The following is a 20,468-nucleotide window of genomic DNA, read 5'->3' on the forward strand; positions in this document are numbered from 1 at the left end:
GTTCGTCCGTCAGATCTGCACGCGCCACAACACAAGATCATTTCACAGGCGAGATCCACTTTCGCAACAGGCCCTAGCAGCAGGGGCCGTCGCCACAGCACGTCGGCTCGCTGCAGTCCGCCTTTGTGCCCCACAGTCCCTCGTCGACCATGTAGCCAGCCACACGGAGCTTGCTGACGACGTCGACCATCGTTGCCTTGTCCCGGTATCGGGAGCCCGGCGCGTGGTGGATGTACCGGCCGTAGCGCTCCTGGCACCAGGTCGTGTACTCGGCGCTGTGCAGCATGAAGGTGTGCCAGGCCGGGTCGACCTTCTGCGAGGGCGACAGGCCCTCACCGGTGCGGCCCATCACGTCGAGAAACGCAAGGCCCTGGTCCATGACGCGTTCGGCGACGCACCGTTCCAGGCCGTATTCCTCGGCACAGAAGTCGGTAAGCCGGTCGAACAGGTCGGGGTCGACGAGCGTGCGCCCGTGGACCAGTTCTGTTGCGAGAGCGGTCATGCGATGCTCCATAGGGTGCGTCCTCGGCGCGGGAGGTCTCTCGCGCCGTCGTGCACTGTCTGGGCCTCTTGGAGGCCCGCCCGCCTCGGCCGCGTCCTGTGCAGGGATCCAGCGGCCGGGGCGGGAGTCAGCGGCGGGGGGATGGGCAGACGATGTGCCGTCTGACCGTGACGAAAGGGCCGGAAGCACGGTCAATCTCGTACGTCCGGTACCGCTCGCCGTTGCGGATCGTGCGGCCGCAGCCCCCACAGATCATCAGGACCCCTCCTTGCGTAGCGGGTTACCAGGGGCCGGGGTGACGCGCACGAACGAGGTGACAATCGCGCGGAACCCGGCGTGCGTGTGGCTCCGCGCGGTGTGACGGAGCGCCCAATTCTCCGGGCCGGCCTTCCCTTCGTGGGGTCCCGACGTATCCGAGCACGTGGTGCATTCCAGCTCGTATACGGGGCCAGACGCTCCAGGCTCCGCGTCGGGGCCGATCGTCCAGTCCGCGAACATGATGATCGTGCCGATCACGCCGACACCTTCGGGCGGGGACCGAGGGCATCTGCTACCGCCTTGTGCAGCGCGCCACGCAGAGCGCCCGGATCGGTGAGGTAACCGTCCGGTCCGGGCGGCCGTTCCCAGTGGTCTCCCGGGCCGCTCAGCAGGATGGCGGGCGGGACGACGACGTAAGTGCTGGGACCCAGCGCCTCGGTGTGCGGCACGTCCCAACTGGCGGCCGTGCCGACCGGCACCAGCCAGTACAACTGCCTGGCTGCGTCACATATGACCGCGCGGGACTCAGGCCCCAATGCCCGATGCGCCTCGATCCCAATCGCCCGTCGGACGCGCACGGCGTCCCAGTCCCGCCCCGCCGGCAGCAGGGCAATACCTCGCGGCCGCATCGGGTCTGCAGGCTGCAGTGAGAGTCGCGGCGGTGCGACTTGATCCGGGGAATCCATGTCGCAAGCGTTCCGCTACAGGCCAGCCGACGACAGTGTGTGACGGGGGTGTGCCGCAGTACGCGATTCACACACTGTGCGAATCGGATGTCGCTACGCTCAACCACACTGAGTGAAGCGGGGAACACACCATGGAACCCAACACGTTGCTGGACGCTCTCCTGGAGGAGGCGGGCATGTCTCGCCTCGGACTCGCAACAAGGATCAACCAGTTGGCGGCAACGCGCGGCAAGCCGGCACGCTATGACCACAGCTCGGTGATCCGCTGGCTCAAGGGTCAGCGGCCCCGCGGCATCGTCCCTGACCTGATCTGCGACGCCCTCGCCTCTCGTATCGGCCGACCTCTGACCTTGGACGACATCGGCATGGGTCACCCTGCCGCGCAGCAGGCACCGTCCACACCTCTCGACGGCTTCATCGATCGTTCCACCGCCCTGTGGCGCAGCGACCAGCAACGCCCGGACCTGCAACAGGCCCCTGTCATTACTGGGCTTCCCGCAGTCGGCCCCGTCTGGGAGTGGGAGAACCCACCGGACGACACAGACGTCTCCCGCGGCGGTACGCTCCGAGTCGGCTTGTCAGACGTCGAACTGCTCCGTACTGCGCGCGGCCATTTCGAGCAGATGTACCGGAAGGCTGGCGGGATCACCACCCGGTCGCGCGTGCTTCGATTCCTCGTCGCTGATACAGCCCCCCTGCTCCGTGGCTCGTATACCGATGCCACCGGCCGCGAGCTGCATCGGTCGGTGGGCGGGCTGGTCGCGATCGCCGGTATCTGCTCGTACGACTCGGACGCGCAGGGGCTGGCGCAGCGCTACTTCTACCAGGCGCTGCGCCTGGCAAAGGCAAGCGGCGACCGGGCGTTTGGCGGGTACGTGATAGCGCTGCTGGTCAATCAGGCGCTGTACATGCGGGACTACCGGCAGGCCGTAGCGTTCGCCGAGGCGGGGCTTCGCACGGCCGGACAGCACATCTCGCACGCACTGGCCTGCGACCTGCACGCCATGCAGGCGAAGGCGTACTCGCGCATGGGTGACCAGGCCGGCGCCCACCGGTGCATGGCCCTCGCCGAAACCGCGGCCGGGCTGATCCGCCGCGACGAGGAACCAGCCGAGACCGGATACGTACAGCCTGGCCTCCTGGAGGCCAACCTCGCAGACGCCTTTATGCGACTCGGGGACATGACCCCAGCACAGACCTATGCCGCGGAAGCGGTCGCAACGCAGACGCACGCCCGCGGCCGGGTTCACCGCCTCGCCACCCTCACGGACTGCGAGCTGCGTGCCGGGGAAGTCGACAAGGCTGCGGCCACGGCCGTGGAGATGCTCGATACGGTGCAGGGCATGGAGTCGCGACGCCTCACCGACCGACTCGCCAAGGTCCGCAATTCCCTTGCTGCGGTGCGCTGCAGCTCGACTTGCGATGTAGTCGACCGCATCGACGAGACCCTCCGCATTCCCCTGTAGCGCGCTCGGTGTGCTGGGATGGCCTGGTTCCCAACGAAGGGTCTCGACTGTGTCGGAGTGGCAGAACCTCGGTGAGCGCACCGTTTATGAGAACCGGTGGGTCACGGTGAACATGGCCGACGTCCAGCTTCCCGGCGGTCGGCATCTGGACCACACCGTGATTCGCTTGCGACCTGTTGCCGTGGCCACGGTCGTCAACGACGACAACGAGGCGCTGTTGCTGTGGCGGCACCGCTTCATTACAGGCGCATGGGGCTGGGAGCTGCCTTCCGGCGGCACTGGCGAGGGTGAAGATCCTGCGGTCGCCGCGGCGCGCGAGTTCGAGGAGGAGACCGGCTGGCGGCCAGGCCCGATGCGGCACCTCATGTCTCTCGACCCCCAGGCTGGCATCTCGACGTCGCGGCACCACGTCTACTGGGCGGAAAGCGCCGAACTCGTCGGCCATCCGGAGGACGACTTTGAGTCGGCCCGCCGAGAATGGGTGCCTCTGAAGCGTGTGCCCGAGCTGGTGGCACGCGGCGAGATCCGCAGCGCGAACGCCGTCGCGGCGCTGCTGATGCTGCGGTACCTTCGGCTCGGCTGACCCGGTACGCACGAAAAGGCCCCCTGCCCCGGCCGAAGCCGGAACAGGGGGCGCGGTGTCGATCGTCGTCCCTACCGGGGTTCGTAGGAGACGGTTGTGCCGGGGCATGCGTCAGCGAGTTGAGTGAGAGCGTTCCGTTCGTCAGCGTCGAGGGTGAGGCCCCAGCGGAGCTTGGTCGCGGTCCACTCCGACGTGTACCGGCACGTCACCTTGACGTCCGGCGGCAGCCATTCCGCCGGGTCTTGATCTGCTTTGCTGCGGTTCGAGGCGGCCGTCACTGCGACGAGGGAGCGCTCGGCGGTGAGGTCGTTGGCGTAGGCCTCGCGTCGGGCCGCAGTCCACTGTGAGGCCCCAGCTGGTGGGGGGCGTCATTCGAGCCGTGCGGTATTCCTGCCTGACGCTGGTGGCTGAGCAGTCCGATCCGGCACCCCTATGAGTGCGGCCGAGGCCCGGCCAGGAGTGCCCTGATGGCGTTGCGGTCCGGGGAACGGCCGACGTCGTCGAACCACGAGATGACGAGCTGGGTGTGTCGCCAGCACACGCCGCAGTCGGCTAGAGCGTCCAGGTATCGGTGCTGGGCTGGGGCGGGCTGGCACTCTGGTCGTAGCCGGAAGAATGCCGCGGCAAGGAACGGTCCCCAGTCTTCGGCGATGGTGAGGTAGCTGCAGAACGGCACGGAAGCCAAGGCTGTTTGCAGGAGTGTCAACGGCCGTGACGGTGTGCCAGTCGCCGACCGGGCCAAGACTCGGGACAACCTCCAGAGGGAGATCGCGGAGCTGACGGAAATATCCGGCACTGGTCGAGTCGACGTCAAAACGTAATGGGGACACCTCTCTGCCGCCGGTAAGATCATTCTGCTCATTCTTCGCCAGCGAGAGATGCCAGGAAAGACCATGAAACTGCGCAGGGCCCTCCCTATTGCCGCCGTGATACCGGCCCTTCTCGCGATGTCCGCGTGCAGCGGCGAATCGGCGGATTCCGACGGCAAGAAGCCGAAGGCGAGCACGAGCGCGAGCGCCGGCGCGAAGAGCAAGCAGAGCCCCGAGGAGAAAGAGGCCGCCGAGGCAAAGCGCCTGGGGGCGTTCGACAGGAAGGCCCTCGAAAAGGCCGCCATCACCGGAAAGACCGCGGGCTTCGACGCCAAGAAGATCGCCAAGGCGGAGGTCGAGGCCGGCCGCGGCATGGAGGCCGACAAGAAGGCCTGCCAGCCGCTCGCCAGCCTCATCGGCGGCTTCACGCACCTCCCCGCGGTGAGCACGGTGCACCGCTCCCTGCAGCCCGGCGAGGCGACCAACGCGACCGTCGGCTCCATGTGGCTCGCCTCGCACTCGGAGGACAACGCCACCCGGGTGATGAAGGAACTCCGCGCGGCCGTCGCCGACTGCCCCAAGGGCTTCAAGACCCTCGGCCTCACGTACGGCAAGGTCGAGGGCCGCCCGGCGCCGAAGCTCGGCGACGAGGCCGTCGGCTACCGGATCACCGGCGACATCGGGAAGCAGAAGGTCCCGATGACCTACACCGTCGTCCGCAGCGGCGGCATCATCGCCGCCTTCTACGGCGTCAACATGCTCGACCAGAACCACGCGGCGATCCCGGAAGCGGTCGTGAAGGCGCAACTGGAGCAGCTGGGCTGAGCCGCCGAGGCTCCGAGGACGAAAACGCGGACGTGACGGGCTGACACCGCTGCCGTAGGCACGGAGAGGGGGCCGTCCCCAGTGGGTCTCACTGGGGACGGCCCCCTCCTCGTGGACGGGCGGCCTCCATGTTCCGGGCAGGGGTGGCGCCGCGCCACAGCGCGGCGCCACCCCTCGGCGGCTCCGGCCGGCAAACGGTCAGCCGACCTGCCCCCATTCCGCCGGGAAGTCCGGCGGCCAGGGCTCACGCGGGTCGTACAACGACTGCCGCTCACCCATCACCGCATACTCCGCCTCCCGCCAGGACGGCTTGCCGCCGACGACGAAGCTGCCGCCGTCCCGCTCCAGCATCCAGGTGTAGACGGCGTCCTCCGCCGGAATGCCGTGCCGTTCGCCGAGCACGCCGAACTCGTCGGCGGTCGCCCGCCGGATGTGGAGCCCGTTCTCGTAGTAGGGCTTGAGGAACATCAGTTCCACATGCCCGATATAGACCTCGATCATCGTCGTGGTCCGGTCCACCAGTGTGGCCTCACTGGTCAGAAAGAGCTGCCGGTGCGAGGGGAGGAACCCGCTGACTCTGAAGAGCCGCCCCTCCCGGATGAAATCTGTCACGACCACTCTCTCCTCCTCACTCGGGCACCAGCTCTCCGTTGGGGTACTTGAAGCGCTGCGGGTAGACGCGTACGACCTTGCCCGCGTCGTTGGTCATGTGCCACTCGATGGACGACCAGCCGCGCTGCTCCAGCCGGACGGCCGTACGGAGTTTGATCATCTCCCATGCGGTTCCGTAGCCGCTGGACCGGATGAGCTCCCAGTCGTTGGCCGGGATCGTTTCCCCTCGCTGCAGAAGCAGAGTCAGCGCCTCGTCAGCGTTCTTGGCGCCGGCGACACCGTCCAGGGACACCGAGATCTTCACGTTGGGGTTGGACACTGCTCTCTCCACTCCCACCGTCCACACGGGGCGGATCCCCATCCCCAGGCCTTCCGACAGTTCGTCGGCGTACGCCTTGCCGTTGAATGTGTGCCCGCCGATGGCCTTGGCCAGGTTGTCCGAGCCGGGGTTGACTCCGAGGACGATGTGATCGCCGTCCTTCACCAGGTCGCGGAGGAACTTCTCGGCGCAATCGTTGATGCCGCCGGAGCCGGCCGACGCGACGGAGAACGCCGCGACCTTGAAGGTTGCGGTGTCCAGCCTCTCGCACGCCTCGGAGAGCTTCCGGACGATACGGCTGATGATGCCCTGGATGGCGGCCTCGGTCAGGCCCATGGTGCGGAGCGCCAGCCAGGCGTCGGTGAACCCGATGCCCGTCTTGAGGGCGGCGTCCATCGCCGTCACCGCGGCCTTGGCCGACCTGAAGATCGCGCCCGCGACGAACCAGCTGGCCGCCCAGGCACAGTCGCCCCAGCTGCCGCCGGACAGACCCGGGGTGATCAGCTTGGCACAGCCGATGAAGTCCCCGAGGAGGACGTCGATCGGGTCGATGCCCGAGTTGAACTCGGTCATCGTCAGCGTGTAGCTGAGCCGTTCTGTCTTGGCCTTCGACACCTCGGGGCCGAGGTAGATTGTGTCCGCGTCGGGGCAGCCGTACTGGTACGAGCCCGGCTCCGCCAGGCACATGAACAGGTCGACGTGCGACTTGTACGTGACGTCGGCCGTGATCGTGCAGTCCCCGAAGTGGATGACCGGGTTGCAGTTGTCCTTGACGACGTTCTGCGGGTCGCCGATGTACTCGATGTGGTCGAGGACCGCCCACACCCCGCCGATCCCGGTGGTGACACCCTGCGTGATCTGCTCGGTGTTGCCCTGCGACTCCGTGCGGTCCGCGGCGGCCTGGGCCTCCTCCGCCGCTTCCCGCGCACCGGCGGCGGCCTCTTCCGCCGCCGTCGCGTCGTTCTCCGCCTGGGTGGCGGTGGCGCGGGCGCTGGCGGCGTCCTCCTCGGCCTTGGTGGCCACGGCACGGGCGTTGGCGGCGTCCTTCTCCGCCTCGGTGGCCGCCGCGTCCGCCGCGATGGCGTCCTGCTCCGCGTCCATCGCCGCCCACGACGCCGCCATCGCGTCGTTGCCGGCCGACTGGGCGTAGCCGTCGGCCCGGTTCGCCGACGCCTGCGCCTCCTTGGCGTCCTTCGCAGCCTGGGTGGCCGAGGCCTGGGCCCGCTGGTACGCCTTGGCGGCACGGGCCGCGTCGGTCGCCGCCGCTGCGGCCGCCTGGGCCGCGAGCTTCATGTCCGCGGCGGCCTGCGCGGCGAGGGCCTGCGCCTCGGCGGAGAACCCTTCGGCCTGGTTCGCGGTGGCGGCTGCCGCCGCCGCCTGCTGCTGCGAGATCGTCAGGGACTGCTGTCCCGTCAGCACCGCGAACGCCGCGGAGCTGTCGACCTCCTGGAACGGACCGCCGAGGGAGATCGCCTCGGTGGCCGGCTTGATCACCGCCGCGGCGGAGTCACGGGCCGCGAGCGAGGCCTGCACGGCCGCGAGGGCCTTGCCGGCGGTGGTCGCCGCCCAGGCCGCGGTCTGCAGCGCCTCGGTGCGGGCGGCAGCCGCCTCCGTCTTGGCGACCTTGGCCGCCGCGGAGGCCTTCTCCGACTGCTCCTTGGCGCCCTTGGCGTCGGCCGCCGCCGCCTCGGAGGCGTCGATGGCGTCGGCCGCGGCCGCGTGGGCGGCGGCTGCGGAACCAGCCGCGACCATGTATGAGGCCCAGGCACTGTCGGCCGCGGCCTTGGCGCGGGACGCGGAGCCCTGCGCCTTGGTGGCCGCGTCACGGGCGTTGACGGCCGCGGCCGTGGCCGCGTTCGCCGACGCGCGGGCGTTGGTGGCCGCCGTGGTCGCCGTATTCGCGGCCGACCGGGCGTCGGTGGCGGCGGCGCGGGACGCCTCGGCCGCGTCCGTACCCTCGTCGGCTTCGGCGTTGGCCTCCAGGGCCGCCGCCTTCGCCGCCAGCGAGTCACGCCGCTGCTCGGCCTCCAGGGCCCGGTCGCGGGCGGCGACCGCGTCGCGCTCCGCCTGCTCGGCGTCACCCCTGCGGGCCGACGCCGTGGCTCCCGCCGACTCCGCCGACGTACGGGCGTTGCTCGCGATCAGGCCCTGGGCGACGGCGTCGGCCTCATGGGCCGCGGCCTTGTCCCGCTCGCTCTCCGCGGTGGCCCGGTAGGCCGCCGCGTTGGCGCGCTCCAGCTCGGCGACGGCACGCTGCGCCTGCGCGTCGGCCGCGGCCTGACGGGCGTCCTCCTCCTCCGCCAGCGCGGTTTCCTTGGCCTTCTTGGCGGTCGCGGCGTTCGCCGCGGCCGAGGCCGCGTAGGCGTCGGCGCTGTCCGCGGCGGCCTTCGCCTGGGCGGCGGCCTCCTGAGCGGCGATACGGCGGAACTCGGTGTTCACCGCGTGCGCCTCGGTCTGTGCCAGGGCGAGGAGCGCCTCCGACGTCGAGACCGTGGCGTTCGCCGCGTTCAGTGCGGTCTCCGTCGCCTTCGCGGCGGCCGTGGCGGCCGCGCCCGAGGCGCGGGCGACCTGGACCGACTGCTGTGCGTACATCAGGCCACGGCCGCGCGGCACCTCGGTGGCGTCCGCGATGGCCCATGCCTGCTGCTGACCGGTCACCGCGCGCTGGGACGCGGCGGTGGCCAGAGTGGCCTGCTCCTTGGCCTTGGTGACGAGCGCCTGGACCTTGCCCCGGGCGTTCGCCAGGTCCGTCTTCGCCTTGTCGAAGAGGGCCTGCTTCGGCTTGAGGATGTGGTCCGGGTCGGCTTCGAGCTGGTCGTGCCAGTACTTCTGCCAGCGCAGGATCTGGTCGGCGCGCCACGCCTGGCCGATGGCCTCGATCATGGTGGCGGTGGCGGTCCGGGTCGCGGCGGCGGCGTCGGCCTCCGCCTGCATGATGACGGCGCGCGGGGCGGCCTGCCCGGCGTACTCCGTCTCCCACTCGGCCGAGGCCTGCGAGACGGCCTCGCTGAGGGCGTTGCGCGGGTCGACCGGGTCCGCGTGGTTGCACGTGGCCCAGGCCTGCTTGAGGTTCTCGACCTCGATACGGAACTCGGGCGTGCCTTCGGCGACCTTCTTGGCGGGGAAGCCGCCGTGCCGCAGGTAGACGGCGATGTCGGCGGAGGTGGTGCCGCCGTAGAAGCGGGTGTTGTTGACGTTGGAGTCCCGCAGCATGAAGTCGGCCGCGAAGTCGTGCCAGTCGTCCTTGCCGCGGTTCTGCTCGGTGATCTGCCGGGCCTTGGCGATCGCCTCGGGGCTCGCGTTGGTGTGCGCGTCCCAGCCGATACGGTCGGCCAGCTTCGCCTGCGTGGCGTAGGTGTAGGCGCTGATGTCGGCGCCGAACTCCGGGGCGTGCAGCGTGATCTCGTCGCTGAACGAGCTCATCGCGTACGGCCGGTTGGCGTCCTCGAGCATGGCCTTCTGGGCCGCGAAGGAGTCCAGGTAGAGGTACCCGGCATCGCGGTCCTGGTCGCTCGCCTGCCCCAGGGGCATGAAGCCGATCCAGCCGCGGTCGCCGATGACGGCTTCCAGGCCGGCGTCGCCGCCGGTCAGGCCCTGGATGGCGACGGCCTTCGTCTTGGCGCCGCCCGCGTGCAGAGCGACTCCCGCGAGGCAGCGGTTGAGGCGCGGGGTGGAGCGGACGTCGCTGATGACGGCCGCGAGGTCGTTGAGCCGGCGCAGGGCGTTGTCGGCGTCGTTGAAGATCGTCCGCATGCCGTCGGCGACCTTCTCGATCGCCAGCGCGAGCGCGGGCATACGGCCCACGATCACGGAGGACGACGGGACGTCGACGAGCGCCCAGAGGCAGTCCTCGACGTCGTAACCGGCCAGGCATTCCTTGACCTTGGCGGCGTCGAGCTGATCGAAGAGGATCTGCCCGCCGTTGGCGGTCGCCCACTCGACGACGTTCACGGAGACGGCCGCGAGGCCCTTCCGGTAGTCGTCGACACAGGTCTGACCACACGCGTCGAGCAGGATCCGCTCCTCGCGCTCACCGAGCGCCGGCCAGTTGGACGCGCCGCCCTTGATGGGCGTGGTGCCCTCTTCCAGGGCCTCCTGGTGCGCGGCCTCGTTCTTCTCGCGCTGCTGCTCCTCGGCCTTCTTCGCGGCCTCCTCGGCGGCCGAGCTGTCGCCCGCCGCGTCGCCGGCCTTCGTCTCGGCGTCCTTGGCCTCCTTCTCCGCCTCGGCCGCCTTCCGCGCGGCTTCCTCGGCGGCTTCGGCGGACCGGCCGGCCTTCTCGTTCGCCTCGGTGGCGTGCCGCTCGGCGTCGGTGGCCTCGCGGTCGGCCTCGGCGGCCGCGCTGCTCGCGCCGTCCGCGGTGAGGCGGGCGGAGGCGGCGTCGTCACCGGCCTGCTGGGCGTGGCCGGCGGCGGCGTCGGACGCCTTCTTCGCGCCCTGCTGGGCGTCGGTGGCCTCGGCGGCGGACGCCTGGGCACGGGTCACGGCCGCGACGGCGCGCGACGAATCGCTCGCCGCACGGGCGGCGGCCTCCGCGGCGAGCTTCGCGTCACCCGTGGCCTGCGCGGCGGTCTGCTGCGCGGACTCGGCGGCGGCAGCGGCGGCGGTGGCCTTCGCCGCGGCCGCCGCGGCCTGCTGCTCGGCGATCGTCTTCGACGACTGGCCGACAAGCACGGCGAACGCGGCCGCACTGTCCTTCTCCTGGTACGGCGTACCGATCGAGACGGCGTCACCGGCGGCGGCGACCGCGGCCGCGGCACTGTCACGGGCGGCGAGCGCGGCCTGACCTGCGGCGTAGGCGCGGCCCACGACGACCCCGGCCGACTTCACGGCCTCCGCGGCACTGGTCCCGGCGGCGACCGACTCCAGCTGCGCCTTCTTGGCGAGCTCGGTGGCGTTCTCCGAGGCCGTCGCGGCATTGTCCGCACGGGTGGCGGCGTCCTGCGACGCGTCGAGCGCGGTGGCCGCGGCGACGTGCGCGGTGGAAGCCGCGTCGAGGGAGGTGCGGTACGCCGACCACGCGCTGCTCGCGTTGGCCTGGGCGCGCTCGGCGGCGCCCTCCGCCGTCGTGGCGGCGGTCCGCGCGCCGACGGCGGCCGTGGTCGCCTGGTCGGCGGCGGTCTGCGCGGAGGCGGCGGCCTGAACAGCCTGGTTCGCGGCCGTACGAGCCGCGGTGGCGGCCGCCCGCGCCTCGGCGGCGGCGGCGCTGCCCTCGGCGGCGGTGGCGGCGGCCTCGAGCGCGTCGGCGCGTGCCGCGGTGGCCTGCTTCGCGCGGACGGCCTCGATCGCCTTCTCGCGCGCGGTCTGCGCGGCCTTCGCCTTCTCGTCGGCCAGCTTCCGCTTCGCCGTCGCATCGGTCGTCGCCGTGCCCGCGGCCGTGTCGGCGTTCTTCGCCGTCGTCTGCTGACTGGTAGCGCGCTCCTCGGCCTCCTCTGCCTTGGCGCGCTCGGTCGCGGCCTTGGCGCGGGAAGCGACGGCCGTGGCCTGCTCCGCCTGCGCCTTGGCACGCTCGGAAGCGGCGGTGGTCGCGGCGGTCTTGGCCTTGTCGCGCTTCTGCTCGGCCGTCGTCCGCGCGGACTTCGCGGTCGCGGCGCTCTCAGCGGCGGCCGTGGCGTTGGCCTCGGCACTGTCGGCGGCGGCCTTCGCCTGGGCGGCGGCCTCCTCGGCGGCGACCCGGCGGAACTCCGTGTTGATCGCGTGCGACTCGGTCTGCGCCTTCGCGAGCAGCGCGTCACTGGTGGCGACGGTGGCGTTCGCGGCGGCCAGGGCGGTCTCGGTGGCCTTCGCGGCGGCCTCGGCGGCGGCGGCGGAGGCGCGGGCGACCTGGACCGACTGCTGCGCGTACATCAGACCCCGGCCGCGCGGCACGTGGGACGTGTCGGCGACGGCCCACGCCTCCTGCTGCGCGGTCGCCGCCTTCTGGGCCGCGGCGGCGGCCTTGGCCGCCTGTGCCTTGGCCGAGGTGACGAGGGCGGTGGCGTTGGTACGGGCCTGGGCCAGGTCGGCCGTGGCCTTGTCGTAGAACGCCTGGTCGGGCTTGTCGAGGATGGTGTCGGGGTCCTGGGCGAGCTGGTCCACCCAGTACTTGCGCCAGGTCAGGATCTGGTCGGCGCGCCACGCCTGGCCGATGGCCTGGATCATCTGGTCGGTGGCCTCGCGGGCCGCCGACGAGGCCTCGGCCTCGGCCTTGATGATCGTGGCGCGCTGGGTCGCCTGTCCGGCGTACTCCTGCTCCCACTCGAGCATCGCGTTCATGACGGGCTCGTTGAGCGTCCGCCGCGGGTCGACGGGGTTCTGCCGGTCACAGGCCGTCCAGGCCTGCTTGAGGTCCTCGACCTCGACGCGGTACGCCGGGGAGTCCTTGGCCGGGGCCTCCTTCGCGAAGCCGCCGCGCCGCAGGTAGGACGCGATGTCGCTGGAGGTCGTACCGCCGAAGTAGTCCCAGGAGACCTCGCTGTCCCGCAGCATGGAGTCCGCGGACCAGTCGTGCCAGTCGTCCTTGCCGCGGTTCTCCTCCGTAACGGCCTTGGCACGGGCGACGGCCTCGGGGCTGGCCTTGCTGTGCTCGTCCTTGCCGAGGCGCCAGGCAAGCTCGGTCTGGGTGACGAGCGCGAAGCGGGTGACGTCCTCGCCGAAGCTCGGCGCGTGCCACTCCATGTCCTCGCTGGCCCACGCCGACTCGCGGTAGGGCTTGTTGGCGTCGTCGAGGGCAGTGGTCCGGGCCGTGTTCAGTTCGGAGTAGACGCCGGCCGCGTGTCGGCTTTGGCGGCCTGACCGAGGGGGCCGTAGCCGATCCAGCCGCGGTCGCCGACGGTGTCGCGGAGCTGCTGTTCGGTACCGCTCAGGCCCTCGATGGCCTTGGCCTTCATCAGGGGGCCGCCGACGTGCAGCGCCACTCCGGTGAGGCAGCGGTCGAGCCGCCGGTCCTGGCCGATGGTGTTGCGGTCGTAACCGGTGTCCTCTTCGGGCACGGTGTCCGCCGCGGCGGGCACGGCCTGGACGAGGCCGGTCAGTACGGCCGAGGCGGTGACGAGGGCCGTCACGCTGATGGCCCTGGTCACGGCGGACCGTAGACGACGCCGGCGTCTGCCGGCGTCTCTGAGCAATGACATGTTCTGCCTGACAATCTCTCGATCGTTCGACAGCATCCCGACATGGGCATGACAGACGGCGGCTTACGGCCCAGGCGGTGTCCCCCCTCGGCACGGCAACTGCCGGCGCGCTCGCCTCCCCCACGAGCCGGCGCTGCCGCTTACACGGCGACGATGTCACGCAACACTCCGCACGTGAAGATCAAATAATCTTCACTAACAGCGCACAGGTTCCCAATGACGGACAAAGCCGTGAGCGAGTTGATCACCTTGTTACCTGGCGTAGCGCGTAGGCCATCGGGTGTCAGAGGTGGCTGTCTCGTATTGCGAGAACTCCCATCGTGACCCTGGTCGACGTGCTCGACGGGACCGGCCCGGAATTTGCGGAGGTGCTCGCCGCGGTGACGGCCGCGATGTGCACCTCCTGCCCGTCGAGTCCGAGACGGAGCCTGTCGTGACGGCGGATGTGCCGGTCCAGCGCCTGAACGTCGAACCCGGCACAGGCGGCGCGGGCCAAGGACGGGGCCGGCTTTCCAGGGCATCGGCTGACCTGGTGCGCTCGTTGGCCCGGCATGGCCACCCCCACGGGCGGCTTCGCCACCCCCACGGGCGGCTTCGCCACCCCCACGGGCGGCTTCGCCACCCCCACGGGCGGCTTCGCCGCTCCCGAGAACGCGGCGGATGCGATCGCCGACGAGATCCAGTGCCCCTACCTCACCGCCACGGCCGCCGGGGCCAGCACCGGAGAGATCATCTGCTCCCGCGAGGGCCTGGCCCTCAAGCCCAGCTAGCCCACGGCGCGCCCGGAGAATCCGGATGCCCGCAGTCGGGGTGTCGGGATTGATCGGTGCCGGAGTGTGCCGGGCCGCCACGGCCGAACTGGCCTGCGGTCGGCGGAGTCGGCACCCGCAGCAGTTTCGCGAGAAGCGGGGCACCTTGGTGAAGCGGCCGGTCCTGCCGCATCCGCGCTCCTCCACCCCACCCGTCATCACTTGTTCATGGCGGGGTACAGGGAGGCGACGGCCCAGGACTGCCCCTCAGCGCTACACACCACCTGGCCGCAGCGATACGAGAACAGGGCCGTCCCGGGCTACCGATCACGCCCGGGACCAATTGCTGACTATGTCGCTCGGCTACAGCACGGGTTCGTAGTCGACGATGGTCGTGGGGCAGTCCTCGGCGAGTCCGAGGAGGGCCTGGCGTTCGGCTTCATCGGCGGCGAGGTCCCAGCGCAGTTTTGTGCCGGCCCAGGTCGCGGCGTAAGTGCAGTGGTAGGAGGCGTCCGAGGGCAGCCACTCGGCGGGGTCTTTGTCGCTCTTGGACCGGTTGGACGCCGCGGTGACGGCGATCAGGGTGTCGGGGCTGTCCTGGTCGTTCGCGTACGCCTCACGCCGGGCCGCACTCCATGGGGTCTGCTCGGAGTCGTAGACCTCGGCGAGCGGCACGAAGTGGTCGACGTCGAGGCGGGCCGCGTCGGTCACGACGACGTTGTCGTAGGCGCTGAGCCACGCACCGCCTGTCAGCTGGCAACCTGTAGCGACCTGGGGTGCCTCGACGGCCTCAGAGGACATTACGGGCCTTAATATCCTTTATGGGGCGGGTGTTGGGTGAGGCGTGCTGGTTGCTGAGGTTGTCCTGGTGCTACGCGCGGGATTGGGTGAACAGGCCCGGTTCGGTCTCGGTGAGGATTCCGCGGGCGGTCAGGCGCTTGAGCTTGGAGCGGATGCCTTCGGTGTTCTTCGGCAGGATGGGCAGGTCGAGGGCCTCGCACAGGTCGCGGGCCCGCAGTGGGGTGCCGGAGTCGGCGAACAGGGCCATGATCTGCTGGTAGGCCGGGTGGTCGGGCAGTGCCGGCGCCGGCGGGGCTTCCTTCGGCTCCGGTGCGTCGTGCCGGTCGGCCTCGGCGGCGAGTTCCAGCAGCGTGACGCGGGTGACCTGCAGGCTCTGTGCCCGCTCTTGAAGTTGGTGGAGGCGTTCGGTGAGGTCGGCGATGGTCTCGCGGGCATGATCGATCTCTTCGGACAGGGCGTGCTGGAGGGTGTCGATCTGGTCCAGGAACGGCCTCGCCGCGTTCGTGTCGGTCATGCGTTTCGCCAGGCCGGGGCGGTGGTGGCGGTCAGTCGCCGGGTCATGGTGTCGGTCATGGCCCAGTACACGCGGGAGCGCGAGGTCGTCGGGCGGTGATCGTACTCGCGGACCAGTCTGCGGAACATCGACAAGATCCCATAAGCCCGTTCCACCACCACCGCTTGGCCTGCGGGACGAATCCGTGCTGGTCAGGGTTGCGCTGGACGATCTCGACATCGATGCCCAGGCTCGCGCCGTGCTCGACGACCGAGGTCTTGAAACCCTGGTCCACCAGGGCCTTCTTCACCGTGGTGGCCTGCTCGGCGGTCTGGTCCAGCAGCGCTTTCCCGACCGTGTTCTCGTGGACGTCCGCGGGCACCACGACCACCGCGATGATCAGCCCCAGGACGTCGACAGCGATTCCGAGCTTGCGCCCTGGCACCTTCTTCGCGGCGTCCTTGCCCGTCGTCCCGGCGGGCACGCCGGCCGCCGCGCGCTTGCTCTGGGTGTCCAGGATCACCAGGCTCGGGTCGGCTAATCGACGCAGCCGCTCCCGCTCGTACCAGCGCAGCAGATCGTGGATCTTCTGGTCGGTGCCGTCGTCACGCCAGAGCGCGAAGTAGTAGTAGGCCGCGCCCTTCTGCGGCAGATCGTGCGGCAGGTAGTTCCACTGGCAGCCGGTCCGGTTCTGGTACAGGATCGCGTTGACGATCTCCCGCATCTCGTGAGTGCCCTGGTAGCCGGTGGCCGAAGGCCGCTAGGCCTTCCACGAAGTGGTCAGTGGCTCTATCAGTGCCCACCGCTCGTCGGACAAGTCGCTCGGGTACGGCTTGCGTTCACTCATGCCGCTACCCCAGCAACCCCAAGCCCGCCGACCGGCATGAACACCTCAGAACCACCCGTCCGAGCGACATCAAATCATTGATAAAGCCTCATAACGCCCTCTCAAGCTGCCGAAGCTGCAGAAGAAGCACCCTGAGGACAGGCGGCCCCCAACGTACGGACAGCTGTGGCGTGCCAGGGCGTTCCTCCCCGACTACCACCACGCTCTGCAGATCGTCGCTCAGGAGACCGGCCTCCGATGGGGGGAGCTGGCCGGCCTCCGCGCCTGCTGGGTCGACCTCGACGCACGTCGCATCCAGGTACGCGAGGTGCTCACCGAAGTTCGCGGCAAAATCCGGCGCAAGCAGTACCCCAAGTCGGACGCCGGCCTGCGAACCGTGCCGCTCACCGGCCTCGCCACCCGCGTCCTGCGCGACCACTTCGCCGCGGAGCAGCCGAGCACCAGGCGCTCCGAACCGAAGGACGGGCTGTGTGAGGATGAGCTGGTGTTCCACGGCCGCAACCGCCGCGGCCGGGACGGACAGCCGTACCGCGCCCCGCTCCGCCGCAGCGCATTCCGCCGCCTGTGGGTAGCCGCCATCGAGAAGGCCGGCATCTGCCGGAAGACGGTCAAGACCTGGACGGCAGAGGTCGCCGACAAGCAGACAGGCCGGATGAAGAAGGTGGAGAAGACACGCACCGAGTACTGGCCTGACTTCCACGACCAGCGCCACGCATACGCCTCGCGCTTGCACGCGCGCGGGGTGCCAGAGGCGATCGTCCAGGAAGTCCTCGGCCACGAGAGGGCGGGCGAGGTGACGTGGCTCTACACGCACGCGGCCGCGGACTACGCGGGCCAGGTGCTGGCCGCCCTAGAGGACCGCAAGCCTCGGCGGGGCAAGCTGCAGCTGGTCGCGGCATGAGTCCGGGGGAGTCCGCTATGAGTCCGGAACGTTCGTAAGTCGGGCAGGGGTCTACGTATGCTTGTAGATGTAGATGGCTGTAGGTGCTGGTCGATGGGAGATCGCCCTGACCTGGCAAGTCCCCGATTTGCAAACTGTCCCTGATAAGGATGAGGCCACAGGTTCAAATCCTGTTAGCCCCACCGCGATGGTCGGCCCGGACGGAGATTCTCCGACCGGGCCGACTGCTTTGTCTGGGCCGATTGCTTTGTCCGGGGCGGAACTTGGGTCGCGCGGAGGTCACCGATCGGTATCGGTCGGTGTGTATAGTCGGGCGCCAGAAGTCCCCTACGTCAAGGAAAGACGAGGTCGCGCGGTGAAGAAGCTCCTCCTGGTCGCACTGGCCGCCATCGGCGGGCTCCTCGTGTACCGCCAGATCCAGGCGGATCGCGCCGAGCAGGATCTGTGGACGGAGGCGACCGACTCCGTGCCCGCAGGTTCGGGTGTGTGACGAAAAAGCCTGAATGACGGAGCCCCGGCCGCGGCGCGGCCGGGGCTCCGTGCTGTCGCGGGACCGTGACACAGAGGCCCTTGAGTTCACGTGAGCAAATCAATGGGTTGCTACGGCAAAGTTGATGAGCGTGGCGGGCGGGGCGAAAGGATGATTCAGCCGCCGGGGCGGACAGCGCGGGGGCAGGCGGGGCAGGATGGTCCGGCGCTGTGATCGCCGCGATTGCGGGCGGCGCGAGGGCCCTGCTGGTCGCGGCGTACGTCGTGGTGCGGCGCAGGGCGGCCGGAGTGACGACAAGGGGTAGGGCGTGAAGAGGCAGCGCAGCAGGAGCGGCCGGACGACTCTCGCCGCGGCGGCGGCAATGTGCGCGGTGGCAGCCGCGCCCGGGGCGGCGTACGCCGCGGGTCCGGACGACGTGCAGCCGTACAAGACCGCCGCGGACGCCAAGCCGGTGAAGGGCGCGGCCAGCAGCGCGGAAGGGCCGCGGCTCGAACCCGGCGGCATCTACACCGACAGCATCAAGCCGGGCGAGGAGCGCTTCTACACCGTCGACCTGGACGCCAAGTCCAACGTCTTCGTCTCCGCGGTCGGCGCGCCCGCGGCCGGCAGCAAGGTCGCGTTCAGCGACGGCATCGACATCGTCCTGATGAGCACCGGCGGCGACGAGTGCAGCTCCTCCGACGACACCGACTTCGGGTCGGAGCAGGCCCGGCCGATCGCCGACTACGCCCACCGCAGGATCCGCGAGGACGGGGACTGCCAGCAGGCGGGCCCGTACTACGTGAAGGTGGTGCGGACCAGCGAGAAGACGTCCGGGCCCGAGGCATGGCCGGTCGAACTCGCCTTCATGCAGGAGCCCGGGCTGAGGAGCGGCGCGTCCGCGACGGCTCCGCCGACCTCCTGGAACTCCGCCTCACCCGCCCCCGCGAGCGGCACACCGCAAAAGCGTGAGGGCGGCACCGGGTTCAACGACGCCCGCGCCCTGGGCGACGGGGTGTGGAAGGACACCCTGGCGCCGGGACAGACCCGCTTCTACCGGGTGCCGCTCGACTGGGGGCAGCAGCTCACCGTCAACGCGGAACTGGCCAACGCGAAGATGACCAAGGACAGCGGCTTCGCCGCCCCCGCGTTGACCACGGCGCTCTACAACACCGCGCGCGGACCTGCCGTCTCCGAGAACACCTCGTACGACGGCAAACAGGCCGCTGACGGGCTCGGGCCGACCGCCCCCGTCGCGTACAGCAACCGCTTCTCCAACGACTCGGCGGCGCTGCCCATGCGCTTCTCGGGCTGGTACTACCTCGCCGTCACCCTCGACAAGAGGGTCGGCGAATTCACCACGGGGACCGTGCCGCTGACGCTGCGGGTCACCATCGGCGGCAAAGCCGCCCAGGGGCCGGACTACGACGGGGACGCCGCCGCAGCCGGCTTCGGGCTCACCGGAGCCGACCGGGAAGCCGCTGAGAAGGGCCAGACCGCCGTCGAAGCGGGCGAGAGCGGCACGATGAAGGTCGTCGCCGCCGTCGGCATCGGGGCAGGCACCGTGCTCGTGCTCGGACTCGGCGCGTGGACGATGCTCGCCAGGCGGCGCGGGAGCGCCGCACCCGCCGGGCCCGTGTCGGACGGGCCGACACAGCAGCAATACGGGCCCTCTGCCTGGTAGTTCAGGACTGGGTCAGCGCCCAGATGCCCACCGCGAAACACAGCAGCGCCACCAGCAGCACCGGGATCGCCACCTTCGGGGGCGGTCCCGGTCGCCGTTCGGCGGGCGCGGGTACGGGCGCCGTCCGAGCGGGAACCTGCGGGCCCTGAGCGGTGTATGGATGAGTGAGGGGATTGTCGTGCTGCACCGCTGACGTCGGGGCCTGAGACGGGTCGTACGCGGCGGCGGAGAGGGGGGAGGCCGCATGCGCGGGTACGGGGGCGGGGGCCGCGTAGGACGTCGGGGCTGGGATCGGGGCGGGGATCGGGGTGGGGGGAGTGGACGGCTGCGCCGGCTGAGGGAGCGATGTGGCCTGCTGTGGGGGCGGGGCCAGATGAAAGCTGCCCGTCTCCGACATCGCGGGGGACTGCTGAGCGGGCGGCTGGGGTTGTGGGGTCGACTGGGCGGCCGGCTCGGGGCCGTTCGGGCCGAACCCGGCCGGGAGCGGGCCGATCTGGTCGAAAACTTCGACCGGATCGTCGTCGGGACCCGGCTCCGGAAGCATCTCGGCTGCCGCGGTCAGCGCCTTACGGGCGCCCGTTGCCGTACGGAAGCGGGCCTGCGGGTCCGGCTGGAGCAGATTGGCGATCACCTGCCACAGCGGCTCCGGAATACCCTGCGGCGCGCCAGGAGTGCCGTACGCGGCGAAGTGCTCGACCAGGGCCTGGGAGTCCGGCTTCTGGCCCTGCAGCAGATAGAGCGCGACCAGGCCGACCGCGAAGAGGTCGGCCGGGAAATCCGGCTCCGCGCCCAGCATTTGCTCCGGAGCGAAATAACCGGGCGTGCCCACCACATAGTTGGTCTCGGTCAGGCGCGGCTCACCCTTGCGCATCGAGATGCCGAAGTCGGACAGCCGCAGATGCGGCCGCCCCGTCCCGGTGGCCTCCAGCAGGATGTTGGCCGGCTTGATGTCCCGGTGCACCACGCCTTCCGCGTGCACCGCGGCGAGACCGGCCAACAGCTGGTCCAGCAACGTGCAGACGAAGCGAGGAGGCAGAGGGCCGTAGTCGCCGATGACATGGGCGAGCGATCCGCCGCTCACCAAGTCCATGGTGAACAGCACCTTGTCGTCGTCCGCAGCCCACGAGGCAGGGGCGAGTACGTGGGGGTGGTCGATCCGCAGCGCCTGTTCACGCACGAAGCGCAGCAGGGTATGCGCGTCGCTCTGCTGGAGCACCTTGGCCGCCACATACCGGCGGCGCCGATGATCCCAGGAACGCCAGACCGCGCCTACTCCACCGCGTCCGATCGGATCGATCAGCTCGTACCGACCGGCAAAGACCTCACCCATTGTGCTGCGCCCGCTCCCCGTCCGA

Annotated in this window: 15 protein-coding genes and 2 pseudogenes; 7 read left to right on the forward strand and 10 right to left on the reverse strand. The window is 70.3% G+C overall.

Going from position 1 to position 20,468, the window contains the following annotated elements; translation table 11 throughout:
* Window positions 1-73: 73 nt before the first annotated feature.
* Complete coding sequence (locus NLX86_RS26030; protein WP_254374228.1) at window positions 74-502, reverse strand: hypothetical protein; 429 nt, start codon at window positions 500-502, stop codon at window positions 74-76.
* A 512-nt stretch (window positions 503-1,014) separates the two neighbouring features.
* The gene (locus NLX86_RS26035; RefSeq protein ID WP_254374229.1) at window positions 1,015-1,251 is read right to left on the reverse strand and encodes a hypothetical protein; all 237 of its coding nucleotides are present in this window, start codon (window positions 1,249-1,251) and stop codon (window positions 1,015-1,017) included.
* A 326-nt stretch (window positions 1,252-1,577) separates the two neighbouring features.
* Between NLX86_RS26035 and NLX86_RS26040 the strand changes: the two genes are divergently transcribed.
* Together NLX86_RS26040 and NLX86_RS26045 are read left to right on the forward strand one after the other, a co-directional pair.
* Window positions 1,578-2,912, forward strand: a complete 1,335-nt coding sequence (locus tag NLX86_RS26040) for a transcriptional regulator (RefSeq protein ID WP_254374230.1) — start codon at window positions 1,578-1,580, stop codon at window positions 2,910-2,912.
* 49 nt (window positions 2,913-2,961) lie between these two features.
* Entirely contained in the window at window positions 2,962-3,495 is a 534-nt protein-coding gene (locus NLX86_RS26045) for an NUDIX hydrolase (RefSeq protein WP_254374231.1), read from the forward strand.
* A 71-nt stretch (window positions 3,496-3,566) separates the two neighbouring features.
* Here NLX86_RS26045 and NLX86_RS26050 read toward each other — a convergent pair.
* Window positions 3,567-3,851, reverse strand: a pseudogene (locus tag NLX86_RS26050) (HNH endonuclease); the annotation flags it as partial.
* Window positions 3,852-4,388: 537 nt separating this feature from the next.
* Between NLX86_RS26050 and NLX86_RS26055 the strand changes: the two are divergent.
* Window positions 4,389-5,129, forward strand: coding sequence for a hypothetical protein (locus NLX86_RS26055; protein WP_254374232.1), 741 nt, complete (start codon window positions 4,389-4,391; stop codon window positions 5,127-5,129).
* A gap of 198 nt (window positions 5,130-5,327) precedes the next feature.
* Here the strand turns inward: NLX86_RS26055 and NLX86_RS26060 are convergent, their stop codons facing one another.
* The 3 genes from NLX86_RS26060 to NLX86_RS26070 form a co-directional block, all read right to left on the reverse strand.
* Complete coding sequence (locus tag NLX86_RS26060) at window positions 5,328-5,741, reverse strand: hypothetical protein (protein ID WP_254374233.1); 414 nt, start codon at window positions 5,739-5,741, stop codon at window positions 5,328-5,330.
* 16 nt (window positions 5,742-5,757) lie between these two features.
* Window positions 5,758-12,714: a polymorphic toxin type 27 domain-containing protein gene (locus NLX86_RS26065; protein WP_254374234.1), complete on the reverse strand. Its 6,957-nt coding sequence runs from the start codon at window positions 12,712-12,714 to the stop codon at window positions 5,758-5,760.
* A 71-nt stretch (window positions 12,715-12,785) separates the two neighbouring features.
* A complete protein-coding gene (locus NLX86_RS26070) occupies window positions 12,786-13,118 on the reverse strand; it encodes a hypothetical protein (protein WP_254374235.1) in 333 nt (110 codons plus the stop codon).
* A 602-nt stretch (window positions 13,119-13,720) separates the two neighbouring features.
* Between NLX86_RS26070 and NLX86_RS26075 the strand changes: the two genes are divergently transcribed.
* The gene (locus NLX86_RS26075) at window positions 13,721-13,939 is read left to right on the forward strand and encodes a hypothetical protein (RefSeq protein ID WP_254374236.1); all 219 of its coding nucleotides are present in this window, start codon (window positions 13,721-13,723) and stop codon (window positions 13,937-13,939) included.
* A 342-nt stretch (window positions 13,940-14,281) separates the two neighbouring features.
* Here NLX86_RS26075 and NLX86_RS26080 read toward each other — a convergent pair whose 3' ends face one another.
* The 3 genes and pseudogenes from NLX86_RS26080 to NLX86_RS26090 all read right to left on the reverse strand — a co-directional run bounded on the left by NLX86_RS26080 (window position 14,282) and on the right by NLX86_RS26090 (window position 16,059).
* Complete coding sequence (locus tag NLX86_RS26080) at window positions 14,282-14,719, reverse strand: HNH endonuclease family protein (protein ID WP_308409640.1); 438 nt, start codon at window positions 14,717-14,719, stop codon at window positions 14,282-14,284.
* Between the two features lie 70 nt (window positions 14,720-14,789).
* Window positions 14,790-15,233 carry a hypothetical protein gene (locus NLX86_RS26085; RefSeq protein ID WP_254374237.1) on the reverse strand — a complete coding sequence of 148 codons (444 nt, stop codon included), beginning with the start codon at window positions 15,231-15,233 and terminating at the stop codon, window positions 14,790-14,792.
* Window positions 15,230-16,059 (reverse strand): annotated as a pseudogene (locus tag NLX86_RS26090) (IS5 family transposase). Before NLX86_RS26090 ends, NLX86_RS26085 begins: the two are co-directional and overlap by 4 nt.
* Before the next feature lie 211 nt (window positions 16,060-16,270).
* Between NLX86_RS26090 and NLX86_RS26095 the strand changes: the two are divergent.
* The 3 genes from NLX86_RS26095 (at window position 16,271) to NLX86_RS26105 (ending at window position 19,113) form a co-directional block, all read left to right on the forward strand.
* Entirely contained in the window at window positions 16,271-16,960 is a 690-nt protein-coding gene (locus NLX86_RS26095) for a tyrosine-type recombinase/integrase (protein ID WP_374213961.1), read from the forward strand.
* Between the two features lie 355 nt (window positions 16,961-17,315).
* Window positions 17,316-17,450: a DLW-39 family protein gene (locus NLX86_RS26100; RefSeq protein ID WP_003958712.1), complete on the forward strand. Its 135-nt coding sequence runs from the start codon at window positions 17,316-17,318 to the stop codon at window positions 17,448-17,450.
* Window positions 17,451-17,757: 307 nt separating this feature from the next.
* The gene (locus tag NLX86_RS26105) at window positions 17,758-19,113 is read left to right on the forward strand and encodes a hypothetical protein (RefSeq protein ID WP_254374238.1); all 1,356 of its coding nucleotides are present in this window, start codon (window positions 17,758-17,760) and stop codon (window positions 19,111-19,113) included.
* A 1-nt stretch (window position 19,114) separates the two neighbouring features.
* Here NLX86_RS26105 and NLX86_RS26110 read toward each other — a convergent pair whose 3' ends face one another.
* Complete coding sequence (locus NLX86_RS26110) at window positions 19,115-20,443, reverse strand: serine/threonine-protein kinase (RefSeq protein ID WP_254374239.1); 1,329 nt, start codon at window positions 20,441-20,443, stop codon at window positions 19,115-19,117.
* Window positions 20,444-20,468: the final 25 nt, after the last annotated feature.

This window comes from Streptomyces sp. A3M-1-3 (genome assembly GCF_024213665.1).
GTDB lineage: Bacteria > Actinomycetota > Actinomycetes > Streptomycetales > Streptomycetaceae > Streptomyces.

Bases quoted from the DNA above. Each gene is read 5' to 3' on its own strand.
- NLX86_RS26030 (WP_254374228.1), bottom strand. From the start codon at position 502: ATGACCGCTCTCGCAACAGAACTGGTCCACGGGCGCACGCTCGTCGAC.
- NLX86_RS26040 (WP_254374230.1), top strand. From the start codon at position 1,578: ATGGAACCCAACACGTTGCTGGACGCTCTCCTGGAGGAGGCGGGCATG.
- NLX86_RS26055 (WP_254374232.1), top strand. From the start codon at position 4,389: ATGAAACTGCGCAGGGCCCTCCCTATTGCCGCCGTGATACCGGCCCTT.
- NLX86_RS26065 (WP_254374234.1), bottom strand. From the start codon at position 12,714: ATGGAGTGGCACGCGCCGAGCTTCGGCGAGGACGTCACCCGCTTCGCG.
- NLX86_RS26075 (WP_254374236.1), top strand. From the start codon at position 13,721: ATGGCCACCCCCACGGGCGGCTTCGCCACCCCCACGGGCGGCTTCGCC.
- NLX86_RS26080 (WP_308409640.1), bottom strand. From the start codon at position 14,719: ATGTCCTCTGAGGCCGTCGAGGCACCCCAGGTCGCTACAGGTTGCCAG.
- NLX86_RS26085 (WP_254374237.1), bottom strand. From the start codon at position 15,233: ATGACCGACACGAACGCGGCGAGGCCGTTCCTGGACCAGATCGACACC.
- NLX86_RS26110 (WP_254374239.1), bottom strand. From the start codon at position 20,443: ATGGGTGAGGTCTTTGCCGGTCGGTACGAGCTGATCGATCCGATCGGA.